Origin of the sequence: Oceanimonas marisflavi, from assembly GCF_003049725.1 — a bacterium.
Lineage (GTDB): Bacteria > Pseudomonadota > Gammaproteobacteria > Enterobacterales > Aeromonadaceae > Oceanimonas > Oceanimonas marisflavi.
The window spans coordinates 37,936-56,464 of sequence record NZ_QAGM01000005.1 but is presented as its reverse complement, the minus strand read 5'-3'; the positions used below and the strand labels follow the sequence as shown (position 1 = coordinate 56,464).

The window sequence follows — 18,529 nt, the reverse complement described above, 5'->3', positions numbered from 1 at the left end:
TTGATCTCGAGCTGAATTTGCTGTATAAATTGCCGCCTTATTTTGCCCCGAAAGACGGCCAATCGGGGTATCATTGCTCGAGCAAAAGTAAGTTTTGGAGAAGACTGACATGTCTAAAGTATGCCAAGTAACTGGTAAGCGGCCAGCTGTTGGTAACAACCGCTCTCACGCGAACAACGCCACCAAGCGTCGCTTCCTGCCCAACCTGCAAACTCACCGTTTCTGGGTTGAGAGCGAAAAGCGTTTTGTAAAACTGCGCATCACCACCAAGGGTATGCGTATTATCGACAAGAAAGGTATCGACAGCGTCCTGGCTGACCTGCGTGCCCGTGGCGAAAAGGTCTAAGGAGATAACCCATGGCTGCTAAAGGTATTCGCGAGAAAATCCGCCTGAACTCCAGCGCCGGTACTGGTCACTTCTACACCACTACCAAGAACAAGCGCAACATGCCCGAAAAAATGGAAATCAAAAAGTTTGATCCCGTTGTTCGTCAGCATGTGATCTACAAGGAAGGCAAAATCAAGTAAGATTTTGCCCTCTCAAAAAACCCGGCTTCGGCCGGGTTTTTTTATGCTCGTCGCCCGGGCTATACTGCCGCCGCGTTGAAGAAAGGAGAGTGCGAATGCCGGAATTACCGGAAGTGGAAGTCAGTCGTCTGGGCATTACCCCGCACCTGCTGGGAGAGTCGGTGATGCGGGTGGTGGTACGCAATGCCAGCCTGCGCTGGCCGGTGCCGGCGGAGATCCAGGAGCTCACCGGACTGACCGTAACCGGCATTCGCCGCCGGGCCAAGTATCTGTTGCTGGAAACCGACTGGGGCACCGCCATTCTGCACCTGGGCATGTCCGGCAACCTCAAGGTGCTGCCCCACGGCACGCCGGCAGGCAAGCACGATCATGTAGACATTGAATTTGCCAATGGCAAGCTGCTGCGGCTGAACGACCCGCGCCGCTTTGGCTGCCTGCTGTGGACCCGCGAGCCCGCAGAGCAACACCCTCTGCTGGCAAAGCTGGGCCCGGAGCCGCTCACCGATGACTTTGACGGCGACCACCTGTTCACCCGCAGCCGGGGGCGCAAGACCGCGGTGAAGCAGTTCATTATGGACAACCATACCGTGGTGGGGGTGGGCAACATCTACGCCAACGAGTCGCTGTTTGCGGCGGGTATTCACCCCCAGCGGGAAGCGGGCAGCATCAGCCGGGCGCGTTACCTGAAACTGGCGGATGAAATCAAGACCGTGCTGGCCCGGGCCATTGGTCAGGGGGGCACCACCCTCAAGGACTTTACCGGCAGCGACGGCAAGCCCGGCTATTTCGTGCAGGAGCTGCAGGTCTACGGCCGGGCCGGGCAGCCCTGCATGCAATGCGGCGGCCTGCTAAAGGAAATCCGCATGAATGGCCGCAGCACCGTGTATTGCGGGCGCTGCCAGCGGTGAGGGCGTGTGAGGAGTGAGGCGAAAGGAGTGAGGAGCCCATCGCCTTACCCTTCACCCCTCACGGAAAGTTTACGCCAGCTTTTGTGCGATGGCCTTGCGCACGGCATCGGGCACGAACTGGCTGATATCTCCGCCGTGAATGGCCACTTCCTTGACCAGGGTGGAGGAGATAAAGGAGTTTTCTTCGGCCGGGGTGAGGAACACGCTTTCAAGCGTGGGCATCAGTCGCCGGTTCATGTTGGCCAGCTGAAATTCATACTCAAAATCCGAGACGGCCCGCAGGCCCCGCACCAGCACGGTAGCGTTATATTCCTGAGCAAAGTCCACCAGCAGGCCGGAGAAGCCCACCACGGTCACATTGCTCAGCTTTTCGTTGCAGACCACTTCCTTGACCAGTGCCACCCGCTCTTCCAGCTCAAACATGGGCCGTTTGCTGGGGCTGAAGGCCACGCCCACGATCACCTCGTCAAACAGCTGTGAAGCGCGTTCTATCAGGTCCAGGTGGCCATTGGTGATGGGGTCGAAGGTGCCGGGGTAGATGACCCTGATGCTCATGACGGTTCCTTTTATCAAACGATGAACGAAAAGAATAAGGTAGAATACCGCGGCACGAGAGCAAGCGGGAGAGCGGATTGACTGCTTCCCTCCCTAAAGGAAGGGGATTCCCAATTCATCGAGAACAGGACACGGACACTGACCCCATGCCACTTACATTCTCTCCAAGGGCTAACACCGCCAGCCCGGCGGCTTTAATGTTGGCTGCGGCGTTGATGTCGCGGTCATGGTGTGCACCACACTCGGGGCAGCTCCATTTCCTGACCGACAACGGCAGCGACGATAAGGTGTGCCCGCAACCCGAGCAGCGCTTGGTGCTGGAAAACCACTGGTCAATGGCAACCAGTGAGCGCCCGGCCCATTCCGCCTTGTACGCCAACTGGCGCACGAACTCCCCCCAGCCAGCGTCGGCAATAGCTTTGCTAAGGGAAGGATTGCGGATCATGTTTTTCACTTTCAGGGATTCGACGCAGATCACTTGGTTCTCGTTAATCAATCTGCGGGACAGCTTGTGCAAGTTGTCCTGTCGGCAATCGGAGATTTTGGCGTGAAGTTTCGCCACCTTCTGCCGGGCCTTGGCGCGGTTGGCCGAGCCGAGCTTTTTCTTGCTCAGTCGGCGCTGCGTCCTGGCCAGTCTGGTGGCGTATTTTGCGGTATGGCGGGGATTGCCGACCCGTTCACCCTTATCGGTGATAAACAGATCTTTCAGGCCCAGATCAATGCCGGTCATGTTGGGGGTAACCGGCAGTTTGCGGGGCTCGAACTCGCACAGGCAGCTCACAAAGTAGCGGCCTGCCGAGTCTTTGGAAACGGTTACGGTACTGGGCTCGCCTGGTAGTTCACGGCTCCAGCGAATATTCAGCGGGGTTTTGCTCTTGGCCAGATACAGCTTGCCGTCCCGGTATTTAAAGGCGGAGCGGGTAAACTCCGCCGACTGGCGATGCCGCTTGCTCTTGAATGCCGGGTACCTGGCGCGGCCTTCAAAGAAGTTCTTGAACGCAGTTTGCTGGTGGCGCAGGCATTGCTGTAACGGCACACACGACACCTCAGACAGAAACGCCAACTCAGGATCTTTCTTGAGTTCGGTCAGTCGGGCGTTGGCGCCGACATAGCCGATTTTTTCCTGCCGTTGGTAAAAGGCATCGGTACGCCAGCGCAGTATGGCGTTATAGACAAAACGCACACAGCCGAAGGTCTGAGCCAGCAGCTCAGTTTGTTCAGGCGTTGGGTAAAACCGATATTTATAGGCGCGCTTTATCATGCCTCACAGTTTAGTATCATTTATGTGAAGATGGCAGCCAACTTAAAACGGAGGAGCGGGAACAGGGGCGGCTGACGCCGCCGCGCTATCCCTCCCCGCCCTGAAAGGACGGGGTTTCCCGCGCAAAATTGATGAAACGAATACTGGTGGTACGCAACGACAAGATCGGCGATTTTATGCTGGCCTGGCCGGCCTTTGCCATGCTGAAGGCATCCCTCGACTGTCATATTACCGCCCTGGTGCCGGGCTATACCCGGCCCCTGGCCGGGCTGTGCCCCGGCATCGATACAGTGCTGGCGGATCCGGGTAAAAACGGCGACGCTACCGCGCAAAAGCAGCTGCTGAAACGGCTCAAGGAAGGCAATTTCGACGCTGTTATCTGCCTGTTCTCCAACTTTCGCAACGCAAAGCTGATGTGGCAGGCGGGTATTGCCCAGCGCTGGGCTCCGGCCACCAAGTTGGCGCAGGTGCTTTACAACCACAGGGTAAAGCAGCGCCGGTCCGAGTCCGCCAAGCCGGAATTCGAATACAACCTGGATCTGGTGCGGGCCTTTCTGACTAAAAACGGCATTACGCCGGTAGAGCCGACCACACCCTATCTGGGCTTTGATGCCGGTGAACTGGTGGCGTTTCGTGAGCAGCAAGCGCAAGCGCTTGGTATTGATGCCGGCCGGCCTTGGCTACTGGTGCATACCGGCAGCGGCGGATCCGCCAATAACCTGAGTGCCAGACAGTACGCCGGGTTTATTGACCGGTTACAGGCGGACTTTCCCGCCGCACAGCCGGTGCTGACCGCCGGCCCGGGGGAAGAAGCGCTGGCGAAAGAAGTGGCCAATATGGCGGGAGAAGGGGCTGTGGTAGCCAGTGGCTTGCCGCTGCCGGACTTTTGCCGGCTGCTGGCCTGTGGCCAGCTGTTTGTGGCCGGCAGTACCGGACCGCTGCATATTGCCGCCGCCCTGGATGTGCCCACGGTGGGATTCTTTCCCCTGCGCCGCTCGGCGACCCCGCTGCGCTGGCGGCCCCTTAACAGCGAGGGCCGCCATCTGGCGTTTCATCCGCCGGCAGGAGCGGAAGCCGAAGACATGAGCAGTGTGGATATCAATTCAGTGGCCGAAAAGGTCAGTCCCTGGGCGGCTGGGTTTCTGTCCTGATCCAGAGGTCGGCGTATTTCACAAAGGTGGAATGGGCCGACAGCAGGCTGAGCAGCAGCCCCTGCTTGCCGTCAAGAAAGCCGGCCTTGAGCACATACATTTTCATAAAACAGCCAATGCCGTGGAGCAGGCCCTGTGAGAGTGAGCCTTTCTTGCCGCGCCGCTGGCGCTGCTCGGCCCAGGCGGCGGCATAGCCTGCCGATTTCACCAGATAATGCTGCAGATCCCGGTAGGTGTAGTGCAGCAGATCGCCCTTGAGCGGCGCAATTTTCATGCCGGGGCCAATCTCTACCTTTTCATGCACCAGGGCGTCGTTATAGCCAGTCAGTGCTTTGGGGTAGAGCCGTAACACCCGGTCCGGATACCAGCCGCAGTGGCGAATATAGCGGCCAAACACCCAGGACAGGCGGGGAATGGAATAGACGGTGTTATCGGCGGGACTTTCCAGCACCGCTTCGATGCTGGCACGCAGCTCCGGGGTGACCCGCTCGTCGGCGTCTACCCACAGCACCCAGTCAGAATTGACCTTGCTCTGGGCCAGCCGGCGCTGAGGGCCAAAGCCCGGCCACTGATCGTTGACAAAAAAGCGGGCGCCGGCGGCCTCGGCCACGGCCTGAGTGGCGTCCGTACTGCCCGAGTCCATCACCACGATTTCATCCACCCAGTCCAGGGTTGCAAGGCACTCGGCCAGATTGTCGGCCTCGTTTTTGACGATTAACACGGCGGCAAGGGTAGGGCGGCTCATGACGGCTCCTGTAATAAATGGAAATCACCGCAGATGCGGTCGAATTGCGCGATTACTCGCTCTATGGTGATGCGCTTCATGGCGTGCTCATCCTTGACCCGGGTGCGCCAGGGCAGCTCGGCCGGCGTTTTACCGGTTTCCGCCAGCAGGGCCTCTTCGTAGACGCTGACCACATAATCCCGGCAGTGGTAGGGGCCGGTGCGGGCCGGGTTGTGGTGGGCATAGAGCCCCAGCACAGGGGTGCCGGTGAGGGTGGCCATGTGCGCCGGGCCGGTGTCGGGGGCCACCACCAGAGTGGCGGTTTGGATAAGCGCCATCAGTCCGGGCAGGCTGGTCTGTCCCACCAGATTTTCGTTGATGTTATCGGTGAGCCGCTCAATCTTCGTTGCCAGCTCCCGCTCCATTCTGGCCGGGCTGCCGATCAGTATTACCTTCATTCCTTTGTGATGAGCATGGTCGGCCAAAGCGGCATAGCCCTCGGCGGTCCAGTTCTTGTAGGCCTTGCTGGCGGCGGGGCAGATCAGCAACAGCGGACGCTTGTCCTTATACTGGGCGGCCTGCGCCAGCTCCTGTTGTGAGCATGGCCAGCTCCACTGCGGCTTTGTCTTCTGCAGCCCGAGCGCCTCGCCAAAGCTCATAAAGCCGTCGGCCACGTGCTCACCACTGGCGGTGACCTTGAGATTGGTAAACAGCCACTGACCGTCCTTGGCGCGCTCCCGCTCAAAACCCAGGCGGTATTTGGCGCGAATGCCCAGGCTGGCAATGCTGGCGCGCATGGCCGCCTGCATGTGCAGCAAGGCGTCGAAGCGACGGCCACGCAGTTGCCGCCACAACCGGCGGTAGCCTTGCCAGCCGGCGCTTTTGTCGAAGCTGATGATTTCAACATCGGGCAACTGGCACAGCAGTTGGGCTTCAACCTTGCCGGTGATCCAGGTTATGCGGGTTTGTGGCCACTGGCGTTGTATGGCCTGTACCAGCGCCACCGCATGGCAGCAGTCGCCAATGGCAGACAGGCGCAGCAAACACAGAGACTCGGGGGCCGAGGTGAACAGTGCCATAAGGAAACTCTTGTGGAATTGGAGTCCGGCATTATGCAAAGCCTTTTCGGCCATGTAAAATTCGGCTTTTCGCTGGGGGGATGGCAATGGAACGAATTGAGCACGGCTCCGAGATTATCTGGTACGACCCGGAATGCTTTGGCGACTTTCACCGGGATTTTTTTGAAATCGATTACTGGCGTGAGCAGGACGCCATTCGCGGCAAATCGGTGGGGCGCAACACCACCTGGTTTGTGGAAGACGAGGTGGGCCACAAGGTGCTGCGTCACTACTACCGGGGCGGCATGATCGGCCGGGTGATGGAAGACACCTTCCTGCACGTAGCCGAGTCCAAAAGCCGGGCCATGGCCGAGTTTACCGTGCTGACCAAGCTGTACCGCAAGGGACTGCCGGTGCCGCGCCCCTGCGCCGCGCGCATGATCCGTTCCAACTTTGTTTACCGGGCCGATATTATTCTTACCCGTATTCAGAACGCGCAGGATCTGGTCGCCATTCTCAAAGAGCGCGAGCTGAGTGCCGAACAGTGGCAGGGCATTGGTCAGACCATTCGCCGCTTTCATAATGCCGGCCTGTATCACGCCGATCTCAACAGTCATAACGTGTTGCTGGACGACAGCGGCAAAAGCTGGCTGATCGACTTCGACAAATGCCACTTCCGCCAGCCGGGCAGCTGGGCCAAGGAAAACATGGAGCGCCTGTTGCGCTCCTTCCGCAAGGAGCAGAACCTGCACCAGGAATTCCACTGGGAAGAGCAGGACTGGAAAGCCCTGCTGAAGGGGTATTACCGGGGAAGCTGAGTATTGATGGCGGCCAGGGTGCGTGCCAGCGCGCCCTGGTTGGCCTCGACTACCTTCAGGGCCGCTTTCCCCATGGCGTTGCGCTGTGGTTCATGCTCAAACAGCTGAGCCAGTGTGTTAGCCAGCTCCTGGCTGTCGGCCACGATACTGGCGCCCTTCGCCTGTAACAGCTCGCGGGTAATATCACTGAAGTTAAAGGTAGAGGGGCCGGTCAGCACCGGCTTGCCCAGGGCTGCCGGCTCCAGCAGGTTATGGCCGCCGCGCTCAATAAGACTGCCCCCCACAAAGGCCACATCGGCTGCAGCCAGCATCAGCGGCAACTCGCCCATGGTATCCCCCAGATAAACCTGAGTGCCTGCTTTCGGCTCACTCTGAGTGCGGCGATGCAGAGTGAGTCCCTGTTTTTGCACCAGAGCCGCGACCTGATCAAAACGCTGGGGATGGCGTGGCACCAGGATCAGCAGGGCGTCCGGAAAGCGTGGCAGAAGGGTTTGGTGCGCTTCCAGCAGCTGCTCGTCTTCCCCTTCGTGGGTAGAAGCGGCAATCCATACCGGGCGCTGTGATCCCAGTTGTGCCCGCAGCATTTTCCCCTGCTCCCGTACGGTCTCGTCGTAGTCGATATCAAACTTGATGGAGCCGGTGGTGCTCAGTCGATTCCGGGGGACGCCAAGGCCGGCAAAGCGGTCCGCATCGTCCCGGTACTGGCAGGCAATATGCGTAATATTTTTCGATAACAGGCGGAAAATGCCGTGAAATTTCCGGTATCTGTCGGCAGAGCGGGCAGACAGCCGGGCATTCAGTACCATTACCGGAAGCTTGCGCCGGCCGCAGGCGGTCAGCCAGTTGGGCCAGAGCTCGGTTTCCATTATCAACAGGGTCCGGGGTTGAACCCGGCGCAGAAACAGCGCCACTGCCCAGGGAAAGTCCAGCGGCGCATAGCGATGCTCGATGAGATCACTCAGCTTTGCGGCCTGATCGGCGCCGGTTCGGGTAGTGGTGGTCACCAGTATTGGAAGGTTCGGATGTTCAGCCTTCAGTTGCCGAATAAGCGGCGTAGCTGCCACCATTTCACCCACACTGACGGCATGCAGCCACACCGGCCGTTTGCCGTTGGTGGGTGACACAAACCCCAGATGCTCTGGCCAGCGTTTGCCAAAGCCGGGCTTGCCCTTTTTCGGCCAGTACAGCAGTGCCAGCAGCAGCGGGCTGAACAGGTGAATAAGCAGGTTGTAGAGTAAGCGATAGAACATGGCTACTCACCCGCTAGCCGGGTCAGTGCGTCAATTACCCGCTGAGGTGGCAGTTCTTTCAGGCATTTGAGGTGACCCAACGGGCACTCGCGCTTGAAGCAGGGGCGGCATTCGATATCGGTATGCACCACGGCCACTTTTTCCGCCAGGGGCGGGGTGTACTGAGGTGAGGTGGAGCCATATACCCCGACCAATGGCCGCTGCAGGGCGGCGGCAATGTGCATCAGCCCGGAGTCATTGGATACCACGGCGGTGCTCAGCGCCATCAGGTCGATAGCCTGGTGCAGCGAGGTTTTACCGGCCAGTACATGGCAATGTTGCTGTAGATGTGTGGGTAAATAGTGTCTGATGGCTTCGGCAACCGGCACATCCTTGGCCGAGCCGAAAATCCACACCTGCCGGCCCAGTTCAATCTGCTGTTGCGCCACCTCGGCATAATACTGCTCAGGCCAGCGCTTGGCCGGGCCAAACTCGGCGCCGGGGCACAGGCTCAGTACCGGCCTGGTGGTATCCAGGTTCAGCTCGGCCAGTGCAGACTGCTGATTATTAACATCCACTCGCAGTGCCGGCCAGGGCAGGTCGGGAATATTCTGATGGCTTTTCATCTGCGTCTTGGGATAGGCGAGGGCGTTATAGCGCTCCACCATCAGCGGAAAGTCCCGCTTGTTGCTGCGCAGATCATTGAGCAGGCCGTAGCGGGACTCGCCCTTCCAGCCGGTGCGTTTTTTAATGCCGGCAAACAACGGGATCAGTGCCGATTTCAGGGAGTTGGGCTGAATAATGGCCCAGTCGTAGCCTTCGGCGGCCAGTTGCCGGCCCAGCCGGAATCGCTCGGCGAGCTTGAACTCGCCGTGCCCCAGCGGCATCACGATAGCCTTGTCGACCTCGGGCATGCGTTCCAGCAGGGCACAGCACCAGGCCGGCGCCATCACATGCAGCTCGGCCTGGGGATGTTGCTTTTTCAGGGTGATGTAAAGGCTCTGGGACATCACCATATCGCCCACCCAGGATGGGGCTATAATCAGAATTTTCATGACGTTGATACTTTGTCTTTGATGACTTGGGATTATACAATCGGTGGCCTGACCTCTCCACGGTAATGCATAGTGTTTAGACGATTTATCTCCAGATCACAGTTACTCAGGGATCAACTGCGCCGAAAAATGGGTAGGCTGTTGTTTGACCGGTCTTCTCCTGGAGGCGATCTTAGGCAGGTAAAACGTGTCTTGCTGGTCCGCTGGGATGCCAAAATCGGTGACTCCATTGTGTCATCATTTTTCTTTAGAGAATTGCGACGGTTTCGGCCAGAAATGCACATCGATGTGATCACCGCGCCTCATATGGCTGCCCTGTATCGGGACCATTTTGGTGTGGATCATGTTTACTGCTGCAAAAAACGACCGACTTATGCTGAGCTGAAAAAACTGAGTACTGAAATTGGCTCTATAGACTTGGTTATTCACCTCAGCAAGCAACTGAAGATGAAGGATATCTATTTTCTTCGTTGCCTCAGTGCTAATAATGTGATGGGGCTGGATGATGAGTTGCGTCTTGTTAACGTTAAACTTGGTGAAGCTACCAAAGGGCGTCATTTTTCTGAAAAGTTTGCATATGCGCTTGGTTTACTGGGAATTACTTCTCCTGATCGTCAATATATTATTCCTGAAGACAGTGAGCGGCGTCAGCTTATACTACGGGAATGGCCTGATACACCTGTAGTGGCACTTAATCCATATGGTAGTGGCAGTAGCCGGCGCCTTAACTTTGATAGTGTATCCATGTTGGTTGAGCTGATAGGCAAGTACAAGCCGGCATGGAAGGTGTGTCTGATGTCGACACCAGATACCAAAGCAGAGGTGGAAAAATGGTGTTGGGAGTTAGAAGGGGGACGAGTGTTCACAGTTAAGTATAGTGAGACTATTCAGGATGCCATCGAAATCGTGCGTTTGTCTGATGCTGTAATTTCTGTGGATACGGCTATAGTACATATTGCTAGTGGTTTGGGAAAACCTTTGTTGGGTATTTACAATCATGATGAAGAGAATTTCTCAGAGTGGCACCCTAACTCTGAAAAGGCTTCTAGCTTTTTTGCAGAAAGGTGTACAGGGTCGTTATTAGACATTAATTTTTTTGATGAGAATAAGTTAATTAGAAAGTTTGACGAGGAGTTCATGTGTAACTAAGTGCTATTACTTGTCTTGTCATGCCCCCTTACTTGTAGGGCTTGTAGGGGGCGAGATTTTGAAGTGTACTTAGTTTTAGCTTTATGTGACGGCTAATTAAATCTTTTTAAGCACATCTCTAAGTAATGTGCTGGATGTATGTTGGGTGTATGGAAAATATATTATTTCTACACCTACCTTTTTAAAATCACTCTCTATTGTTTTCCAAGTTGGACTTCCCTTCCAATCATCCCCTACAAACATTTTGTCAAACTTTATGTTTTTCCATGCTTTCATTTTGTCCATAGATGTTTGAGGAAGAACCTCATCAACAAACTTTATATTCTCAACAATTTCAAGGCGCTCATGAAATGGAATTATGGGTTTTTTATTTTTTCTAGAGAATGCTAGTTCATCGGTTGTCACTCCTACAATCAAGTAGTCGCATTCCAATCTTGCTCTTCTGAGGAGATTTAGATGGCCGATATGAAAAAGATCAAATACCCCTGTCGTATATCCTATTTTTTTCATGAGATTCACTCTTCTTATCATGTGTTATGAGTTGGCTTCAAGTATTATTCTTTTTCTGATTTTTTTCACTGTGGCCATATCGGAAATGCCAGAATCAAGATCTGATGGATGATTTGGCCAGTTAAGATCATGGAATGATTTTTCTTCGAATGTTCTTGAGTTGTTATACCTTGGTATTACATGGAAATGAACTATGCTATCAAGCATCATCAGTGCTAGGTAGTTCATCTTTTCAAATGACACCCACTTACAAAATTTTGTTTCTATATCTTTGAAAATCATGGAGAGCTCTTGAGTCTCACTTTCAGTAAGCTCTGATAGTGACTCACACTCTCTGTTTATACTTACTATGAGGCACGAAAGTGTTATCTGATTTGGTCGAACAGAAACCGTCCAATGTTTATATTTTTTTATGGACAGAGCATCTATGTTAAATTTTTCCTTAAAATCTTTAATACTCAAGAGACTATCTCCCTAACTGATTTTATGGCTTCAAAGACTCTCTCACAGTTTTTCTGGTCATAGAATGAAAAAAAACGAGATGCTTTTTTTTCATCTTTCATTGAGAATGTAAATTCATTGTTTATATTTTCTATTATCTTTTCAATTAAGCTATTATGATCGCTTACTACAGTGCCTGGTATATCTTTTTTGAAGTCTATAAAGGCTTTTTCTTTTCGAGAGGAAATAAATTCATCATAATCAAACTGATACGAAATAAAAGGCTTTTTCATATAGACGAAATCAAAAAAAACACTGGAGTAATCTGTAATAAGTAAGCTGGATCTTTTTAGTAGATCTTGTACGGTGTAGCGCCCTTGTTTAGCCACAGATACATTTTTAGATGAGAAACCGTCTAAGCTGTCACTATATTTTTGGATATTTTGATGCAGGTAGATGACTAGTTTGATATTTTTTTCTTCCAAGCTATTTAACAGCTTTTCATCTATCATAAGCCTTTTAGTCGCCTTATATAAACTTGTACTTTTAAAAGCATCATGTTCTAAATTATCTTCACCATCTCTATATGTTGGCATGAAGGTAATTGTCTTTTTTTCCTCACAGAAGTCGACGAGGTCATCAAAACGTGGATAACCTGTTATAATTACATCTTTATCATCATAGCCATAATGTGTTGTAAATATTTTTTTGTGATCAGGTGATAATGCAATTATCAAATTGTTCAATGGGAAGGTCTTTTTATGATAGTATTTTGAACCATTTTTCAAAAAGCCGACCCCATGGTTAAGCATTACACCATCAAAGTTTAGTTTCTTTCTGGTTATTTTTTTCAAAATACCTAACTCATCAGGTATCATCCATAAGCCATGAGTGGATATTATTTTGTTGGCATGGTAAAGAAAAAACACTTGCTTTATTGTTCCAAGAACTAACGTATTCCCTAGTTCTTGGGGCTTTTTGAGTGACGGTGATTTACTTGATATCACATAGTAAACATCCATTTCTGGATGATTTTCCCTGATCCAGCGGAATAAGAAGTAACCGTTTTCTTGTGCTTGATTTTCTGTTTCACCAATTATCCATATGTCTTTTTTAAAAAAAGGTTTGCTGATCAGATACCCGATCCTGGCAATTTCACAGATAATGGTTAACTTTATTGTGTTATAAAGTTTGCCTAGTCTATTTTTTTTTATTTTTTTATGTTTCATTATAATTTCCTATTTTTCCTAAACACATAATCCCCCTTAATCTTTCGCCATAGTCCGAACACATCGGTACGGGGAAAGATGGCGATGCGGCGGATCTGCCAGGGATCCTCGTGCATGGCCAGGGGGCCGCTGTCGGTGGCCACGGCAAAGGGGTAACCCAGCTCTTCGGCCAGTTGTTTGCTGTCGTTGTTATGAATGCCAAAGGGGTAGGCGAAGGACGTCAGTTCTTGACCCAGTAATTGTTCCAGTTGCGCCTTGTTGCCGGCAATTTCCACGCGTTGTTGTTCGCGGTCGAGCCGGTCCAGCTTGGGGTGGGTCAGGGTATGACCGCCAAATTCCACCAGGCCTGAGGCGGCCATTTCCTTTATCTGGTCCGGGGTCATCAGCTCCACGGATTTTTCCGGGTTGTCGGGGTTTTCTACGTCCCAGCGGTTAAAGGTTTCGCCGGTCACGGCATAGATCACTGCCTTGAAGTCATACTTTTGCAGCAGCGGAAACAGCAACTCATAATTATCCTTGTAGCCGTCATCCACCGTGATAATGATGTACTTTTTGCCAGCACTCAGCCGGCTGGCCAGACCTTTGTCGGCGAGATCGGCGAAGGTCAGCGTTTCATAGCCCAGCCGTTTCAGCAGTCTAAAGTGCTTTTCCAGCATTTTCACATGCAGATAGGTGCCATGTACGCCCTTTTCGCTGTCATCGCGAATAAAACGGTGATACATGATGACGGGCACTTCCCGCCGCAGCCGGTGCACGATTACACTCTGATAATGAGCTTCAAGCTCGGTGGCTACCGCCTGCAGGTCGTAGGCGCTTTTAACAGTGCTGGCCAGAGCGGCGCTGTCGAACCGGGTGTCCAGAGCAGCGGTAATTTGAGCGGGCAGGGTAGCAAAGTCGATATTCAGGTCGTTCGGGCCAATATCGCCAAAATTGCTCGCCATGGCGGCGTCAATGTTGTCGGGAGTCACCAGCCCCACGGCTTCTGCCTCGCCCACGGCAAAGACCGGGCGTTGCATCAGTATGGCTTCCATGGCTACCCGGCCGGCACCGATCACCAGATCGGATTGCGCCATCAGGCCGGGCACATCCTGTACATAGCCAAGAAATTCCGCCTGGTCGCGAAAGCGTTCAAACCGCTCCGGCACTTGCGTGCCCGAGGCAATCTGTACCCGATAGCGGTTCAGATCCAGGCACTGATCCAGCAGCCGGTAGCATAGCTCGCCCTTGGGGCCGGAGAGCCGGCCGATGATGCTGATCAGCGGCTTGTTGTTGGCGGGCGCCGGCACCGGCTGGTAGTGGTGGGTGTCGATGCCGTTGCGGCCGATGGCAATCAGCTCGGGCGCGACTCCCAGACCGGCAACCAGCTGATCCCGTACCGCCTCGCACACCGCCAGGGCGCGATCGCCCAGGGCGTGAAACTTCTTGCGCGAGGCATGCACCGGCTGGCGGCCATGCACTGTGGTGATCATGGGGGTACCGGTGAGCTTGCAGGCGACGTAGCAGCTCCAGCTGGAGGCGCGGCTGTGAGCATGCACCAGCTGAATGCGGTGCTTTTTAATCAGGTAGATCAGATAACCCACATGCCAGAACCGGCGGGGAATGCTGCGCTTGTTAAAGCGCAGTTTGAAAAAAGCTCCCCGGTGCGGTTTGGTCAGGGTGTCGGATACATAAAACACTCGGTGACCACGTTCAGTCAGGGCGTCACCCACCGTAGTGGCATATACCTCCGCGCCGGTCACCTCGAGCTGGGACAGCGCCATCAAAATGTTCATGGTGTGCCTTATTTATTCAGCCAGCTCATATACTCAGCCACGCCTTCGGCCACGGTCTTGAACTCGTGGGGGTAGCCGGCGGCGCGCAGTTTGGTGAGGTCGGCTTCGGTAAAGCTCTGGTAGCGACCCTTGAGATGCTCCGGGAAGGGGATGTATTCAATTTCACCCTTGCCGTGGTGTTTGATCACCGCTTCGGCCACGTTCTGGAAAGGCTCGGCGCGGCCGGTGCCGCAGTTGAAGATGCCGGAGACCTCGGGGTTCTGCCAGAACCAGAGGTTGACCTTGCACACGTCGCCCACATAGATGAAGTCGCGCATCTGGCCGCCGTTGCCGTAGCCGTCGCAGCCTTCAAACAGTTTGGGATTTTCACCCTTGTGCAGCTGAGTATTGAGGTGAAAGGCCACGCTCGACATGCTGCCCTTGTGCTGCTCGCGGGGGCCGTACACGTTGAAGTACTTGAGACCCACCACCTGTGAACTGATCTCCGGCATCAGCCGGCGCACATACTGGTCGAACAGTTGCTTGGAATAGCCGTAGACGTTAAGCGGCTGTTCATATTGCGGCTCTTCAATGAAGTTGTCGTTGCGGCCGCCGTAGGTGGCGGCGGAAGAGGCGTAGATAAACGGAATTTCCCGCTCCAGGCAGTAGTGCAGCAGATCCTTGGAGTACTCGTAGTTGTTCTCCATCATGAACTTGCCGTCCCACTCGGTGGTGGCGGAGCAGGCGCCCTCGTGGAAAATCACCTCGATGCCGCCCCATTCCTCGAACTCGTCGCCGGATACAATGCGGTGCAGGAACTCGTCCTTGTCCAGGTAGTCGGCAATGGTCAGGTCAACCAGATTGACGAACTTGGTACCGTCGGTCAGATCGTCGATCACTACCACGTCGGTACGGCCTTGTTCGTTCAGGGTTTTTACCAGGTTGCTGCCGATAAAGCCGGCACCGCCAGTTACAATGATCATCGCTGTTCGCCTCTTGCTGGCCGGAGCGGGTGCCCGGCTGTTCGAAGAAAAATGGCCGCCAGTTTACCATGGCTCGGCCGCGAAAAACTAACTTGCGGCTCTGTGTTACTATTTCAGGTATCACTCAGTGAAACGCCATTGTGGCCGGGTTATCCCCATGAAAACCAGGGACCGCATTGTGGCCGCGGCTCTGGTTCTGTTTAACGAACGGGGCGAAGCCGGGGTCACCACCAATCATATTGCCGCCCACCTGGGCATTAGTCCGGGTAACCTCTACTACCACTTTCGCAACAAGAACGACATTATTCACTGTATTTTTGAGCATTTATGCGCACATTTGCGCAAGAGCTTTACGCCGGTGAACGGCTCGGCCAGTGCCAGTCCGGTGCTCTGGTGCCATTATCTGGATGCGGTGTTTTACGTGATGTGGGAATTCCGGTTTTTTTACGCCAACCTGCACGACATTTTGCAGCGGGATCCACAACTGCACCGGCAGTATCTGGAGTTGCAGCAAGAGTTTGGTGACAGCCTGCAGGCCTTGTTGCGGGAGCTGAACATTCAGCGAGTGCTGCAGGTGCCCGATGACGACATCATCGCTCTGGCGCAAAACCTGAAAATGCTGCTGTCCTGCTGGATCAGCTACCAGCAGGTACAGTCGCTTGAAACTCGTATTGGTCAGGCGGTGTTGTACAACGGCATGGTCCGGGTACTGACGCTGCTCAAACCCTACTTTCATGGGGGTAAAGGACTCGAACTGAACAATATTCTGGCACATTATCGCGTTTTGGCAGGGGCGTCCGGTGATCCCTTTCACAAATAGGGCAGATTGGTGGAATAAGTTATGAGTATCCCCTTATGAGGTAGTAAAATGGCCTGAATTAAACCCAGATAGCCACATGGAAAACGGGAGTTTGTTATGTCGTCGGCATTTTATGCTTACTTAACCGAGCAGCTGGAAAACACCAAGGCAGAAGGCCTCTACAAGCAGGAGCGGGTGATCAGCTCCCCGCAGAACGCGGCCATTCGCGTGGGCGGAGAAGAGGTCGTCAACTTCTGCGCCAACAACTATCTGGGACTGGCCAACCACCCATCTCTGGTGGAAGCGGCGCAGCAGGGTCTGGACAGCCATGGCTTTGGCATGGCCTCGGTGCGCTTTATCTGCGGCACTCAGGATCTGCACAAGCAGCTGGAAACAGCCCTGTCTTCCTTCCTCGGCATGGAAGACACCATTCTTTATACCTCCTGCTTCGATGCCAATGCCGGGCTGTTCGAAACCCTGTTAGGCCCGGAAGACGCCATTATTTCCGATGCCCTCAACCACGCTTCCATCATCGACGGCGTGCGGCTGTGCAAGGCCAAACGCTACCGCTATGCCAACAACGACATGGCCGAGCTGGAAAAGTGCCTGCAGCAGGCCGAGGCCGATGGCGCCCGTTTCAAGCTGATCGCCACCGACGGTGTCTTCTCCATGGATGGCGTCATCGCCAACCTGAAGGGCATCTGTGATCTGGCCGACCAGTACAACGCCCTGGTGATGGTGGACGACTCCCACGCCGTGGGTTTTGTCGGCGAGCAAGGCCGGGGTACCCATGAATACTGTGAGGTGATGGACAGAGTCGACATTATCACCGGCACTCTGGGCAAGGCCCTGGGCGGCGCCTCCGGCGGTTACACCTCGGGCAAGAAGGAAGTGATCGACTGGCTGCGCCAGCGTTCCCGGCCCTATCTGTTCTCCAACTCGGTGGCGCCGGCCATTGTTGCCGCCTCGATCAGAGTGCTGGAAATGCTGAAGAGCGGCGACGATCTGCGGCAGAAAGTGCGCGAAAACAGCGATTACTTCAGAGAGCAGATGACCGCCGCCGGCTTTACTCTGGCAGGCAAGGATCACGCCATCATTCCGGTGATGCTGGGGGATGCGGCCCTGGCGGCGCAAATGGCCGACAAGCTGCTGGAAAAGGGCATTTACGTTATCGGCTTCTCTTTCCCGGTGGTGCCCAAGGGCCAAGCCCGTATTCGCACCCAGATGTCGGCGGCCCACACTCGTGAGCAGCTGGATCGGGCCATTGCGGCCTTTACCGAAGTGGGTCGTGAACTGGGCGTGATTCAAGGAGAAAAAGCATGAAAGCGCTGGCAAAACTGAAAGCCGAACCCGGCATCTGGATGACCGATGTGCCCGAGCCCGAGCTGGGCCACAACGATCTGCTGATTAAAATCCGCAAAACCGCCATCTGCGGTACCGATATTCATATCTACAACTGGGATGACTGGTCGCAAAAGACCATTCCGGTGCCCATGGTGGTGGGCCACGAATACGTGGGCGAGGTAGTGGCCATCGGCCAGGAAGTTCGTGGTTTCGAGATCGGTGACCGGGTTTCCGGTGAGGGCCATATCACCTGCGGTCACTGCCGCAACTGCCGTGGCGGTCGCACGCATCTGTGCCGCAATACCGTGGGGGTGGGCGTGAACCGGGAAGGGGCCTTTGCCGAATACCTGGTGATTCCGGCCTATAACGCCTTCAAACTGCCCGATGAAATCTCCGATGATCTGGCGTCCATTTTCGATCCCTTTGGCAACGCCGTGCACACCGCACTGTCGTTCGATCTGGTGGGCGAAGACGTGCTGATCACCGGTGCCGGCCCCATCGGTATCATGGCTGCGGCCGTGGCCCGTCATGTGGGTGCCCGCCATGTGGTGATCACCGATGTGAATGAATACCGCCTCGAGCTGGCCCGCAAAATGGGCGTGACCCGGGCGGTCAATGTGGCCACTGAAAAACTGGACGACGTGATGGCCGAGCTGGGCATGACCGAGGGCTTTGACGTGGGCCTGGAAATGTCCGGCGTGCCGGCGGCGTTTCAGGACATGCTGGCCAAAATGAACCACGGCGGCAAAATCGCCATGCTGGGCATTCCGCCGTCCGACATGGCCATTGACTGGACCCAGGTGATCTTCAAGGGTCTGGTGCTCAAGGGCATCTACGGCCGGGAAATGTTTGAAACCTGGTACAAGATGGCCAGCCTGATCCAGTCGGGCCTGGATCTGACCCCCATTATCACCCATCACTTCAAGGTGGACGACTTCCAGCAGGGGTTCGACACCATGCGCTCCGGCCAGTCCGGCAAGGTGATCCTCGACTGGCAGTAAAGTCCCCAGCCCCATACGAAACATTTTCCCCTTGT

At 54.7% G+C, this 18,529-nt stretch carries 20 protein-coding genes; 9 read left to right on the top strand and 11 right to left on the bottom strand.

The genetic code is table 11. The features are described 5' to 3' along the window. Positions 1-109: 109 nt before the first annotated feature. The 3 genes from rpmB (at position 110) to mutM (ending at position 1,436) form a co-directional block, all read left to right on the top strand. Positions 110-346 carry a 50S ribosomal protein L28 gene (rpmB, locus tag DA373_RS04755; protein ID WP_014291125.1) on the top strand — a complete coding sequence of 79 codons (237 nt, stop codon included), beginning with the start codon at positions 110-112 and terminating at the stop codon, positions 344-346. Positions 347-357: 11 nt separating this feature from the next. Beyond that, on the top strand, positions 358-528 hold the full coding sequence (rpmG, locus tag DA373_RS04750) for a 50S ribosomal protein L33 (RefSeq protein ID WP_019934506.1): 171 nt from the start codon (positions 358-360) through the stop codon (positions 526-528). Positions 529-623: 95 nt separating this feature from the next. Further along, a complete protein-coding gene (mutM, locus tag DA373_RS04745; RefSeq protein ID WP_107851197.1) occupies positions 624-1,436 on the top strand; it encodes a bifunctional DNA-formamidopyrimidine glycosylase/DNA-(apurinic or apyrimidinic site) lyase in 813 nt (270 codons plus the stop codon). 69 nt (positions 1,437-1,505) lie between these two features. On the opposite strand, the gene coaD is transcribed toward mutM, so the two are convergent. Both coaD and DA373_RS04735 read right to left on the bottom strand, forming a co-directional pair. Continuing rightward, positions 1,506-1,991, bottom strand: coding sequence for a pantetheine-phosphate adenylyltransferase (coaD, locus tag DA373_RS04740; protein ID WP_107851196.1), 486 nt, complete (start codon positions 1,989-1,991; stop codon positions 1,506-1,508). Between the two features lie 115 nt (positions 1,992-2,106). Then, positions 2,107-3,252 (bottom strand): RNA-guided endonuclease InsQ/TnpB family protein, encoded by a 1,146-nt coding sequence (locus DA373_RS04735; protein ID WP_107851195.1) that lies wholly within the window; start codon positions 3,250-3,252, stop codon positions 2,107-2,109. Between the two features lie 131 nt (positions 3,253-3,383). On the opposite strand from DA373_RS04735, the gene DA373_RS04730 reads away from it, so the two are divergent. Beyond that, positions 3,384-4,403 (top strand): glycosyltransferase family 9 protein, encoded by a 1,020-nt coding sequence (locus DA373_RS04730; RefSeq protein ID WP_107851194.1) that lies wholly within the window; start codon positions 3,384-3,386, stop codon positions 4,401-4,403. On the opposite strand, the gene DA373_RS04725 is transcribed toward DA373_RS04730, so the two are convergent. Both DA373_RS04725 and DA373_RS04720 read right to left on the bottom strand, forming a co-directional pair. Then, positions 4,372-5,148: a glycosyltransferase family 2 protein gene (locus DA373_RS04725; protein WP_107851193.1), complete on the bottom strand. Its 777-nt coding sequence runs from the start codon at positions 5,146-5,148 to the stop codon at positions 4,372-4,374. The genes DA373_RS04730 and DA373_RS04725 overlap by 32 nt on opposite strands. Further along, positions 5,145-6,206, bottom strand: a complete 1,062-nt coding sequence (locus DA373_RS04720; RefSeq protein ID WP_107851192.1) for a glycosyltransferase family 9 protein — start codon at positions 6,204-6,206, stop codon at positions 5,145-5,147. Before DA373_RS04720 ends, DA373_RS04725 begins: the two co-directional genes overlap by 4 nt. 86 nt (positions 6,207-6,292) lie before the next feature. On the opposite strand from DA373_RS04720, the gene DA373_RS04715 reads away from it, so the two are divergent. Next, on the top strand, positions 6,293-7,003 hold the full coding sequence (locus DA373_RS04715) for a 3-deoxy-D-manno-octulosonic acid kinase (RefSeq protein WP_107851191.1): 711 nt from the start codon (positions 6,293-6,295) through the stop codon (positions 7,001-7,003). Here the strand turns inward: DA373_RS04715 and waaA are convergent. Beyond that, a complete protein-coding gene (waaA, locus tag DA373_RS04710; RefSeq protein WP_107851190.1) occupies positions 6,988-8,253 on the bottom strand; it encodes a lipid IV(A) 3-deoxy-D-manno-octulosonic acid transferase in 1,266 nt (421 codons plus the stop codon). The genes DA373_RS04715 and waaA overlap by 16 nt on opposite strands. Positions 8,254-8,255: 2 nt before the next feature. Then, positions 8,256-9,287 (bottom strand): lipopolysaccharide heptosyltransferase II, encoded by a 1,032-nt coding sequence (waaF, locus tag DA373_RS04705; RefSeq protein WP_107851189.1) that lies wholly within the window; start codon positions 9,285-9,287, stop codon positions 8,256-8,258. 141 nt (positions 9,288-9,428) lie between these two features. On the opposite strand from waaF, the gene DA373_RS04700 reads away from it, so the two are divergent. Continuing rightward, positions 9,429-10,436 (top strand): glycosyltransferase family 9 protein, encoded by a 1,008-nt coding sequence (locus tag DA373_RS04700; RefSeq protein ID WP_157953679.1) that lies wholly within the window; start codon positions 9,429-9,431, stop codon positions 10,434-10,436. A 96-nt stretch (positions 10,437-10,532) separates the two neighbouring features. On the opposite strand, the gene DA373_RS04695 is transcribed toward DA373_RS04700, so the two are convergent. Genes DA373_RS04695 through rfaD form a run of 5 tightly spaced genes read right to left on the bottom strand, consistent with a single transcriptional unit; the run spans position 10,533 to position 15,350 of the window. Continuing rightward, positions 10,533-10,946 carry an adenylyltransferase/cytidyltransferase family protein gene (locus tag DA373_RS04695; RefSeq protein WP_107851292.1) on the bottom strand — a complete coding sequence of 138 codons (414 nt, stop codon included), beginning with the start codon at positions 10,944-10,946 and terminating at the stop codon, positions 10,533-10,535. A gap of 24 nt (positions 10,947-10,970) precedes the next feature. Continuing rightward, entirely contained in the window at positions 10,971-11,408 is a 438-nt protein-coding gene (locus DA373_RS16265; RefSeq protein WP_157953678.1) for an HIT family protein, read from the bottom strand. Continuing rightward, positions 11,405-12,616: a CDP-glycerol glycerophosphotransferase family protein gene (locus tag DA373_RS04690; RefSeq protein WP_107851187.1), complete on the bottom strand. Its 1,212-nt coding sequence runs from the start codon at positions 12,614-12,616 to the stop codon at positions 11,405-11,407. The genes DA373_RS16265 and DA373_RS04690 overlap by 4 nt, the downstream gene beginning before the upstream one ends. Then, on the bottom strand, positions 12,616-14,388 hold the full coding sequence (locus DA373_RS04685; RefSeq protein WP_107851186.1) for a polysaccharide deacetylase family protein: 1,773 nt from the start codon (positions 14,386-14,388) through the stop codon (positions 12,616-12,618). Before DA373_RS04685 ends, DA373_RS04690 begins: the two co-directional genes overlap by 1 nt. Positions 14,389-14,396: 8 nt before the next feature. Then, entirely contained in the window at positions 14,397-15,350 is a 954-nt protein-coding gene (gene rfaD, locus DA373_RS04680; RefSeq protein ID WP_107851185.1) for an ADP-glyceromanno-heptose 6-epimerase, read from the bottom strand. Positions 15,351-15,507: 157 nt separating this feature from the next. On the opposite strand from rfaD, the gene DA373_RS04675 reads away from it, so the two are divergent. From DA373_RS04675 to tdh, 3 genes are all read left to right on the top strand, one after another. Beyond that, a complete protein-coding gene (locus tag DA373_RS04675) occupies positions 15,508-16,170 on the top strand; it encodes a TetR/AcrR family transcriptional regulator (protein ID WP_107851184.1) in 663 nt (220 codons plus the stop codon). Positions 16,171-16,266: 96 nt separating this feature from the next. Then, complete coding sequence (locus DA373_RS04670) at positions 16,267-17,472, top strand: glycine C-acetyltransferase (RefSeq protein ID WP_107851183.1); 1,206 nt, start codon at positions 16,267-16,269, stop codon at positions 17,470-17,472. Continuing rightward, positions 17,469-18,494 (top strand): L-threonine 3-dehydrogenase, encoded by a 1,026-nt coding sequence (tdh, locus tag DA373_RS04665; protein WP_107851182.1) that lies wholly within the window; start codon positions 17,469-17,471, stop codon positions 18,492-18,494. The genes DA373_RS04670 and tdh overlap by 4 nt, the downstream gene beginning before the upstream one ends. Positions 18,495-18,529: the final 35 nt, after the last annotated feature.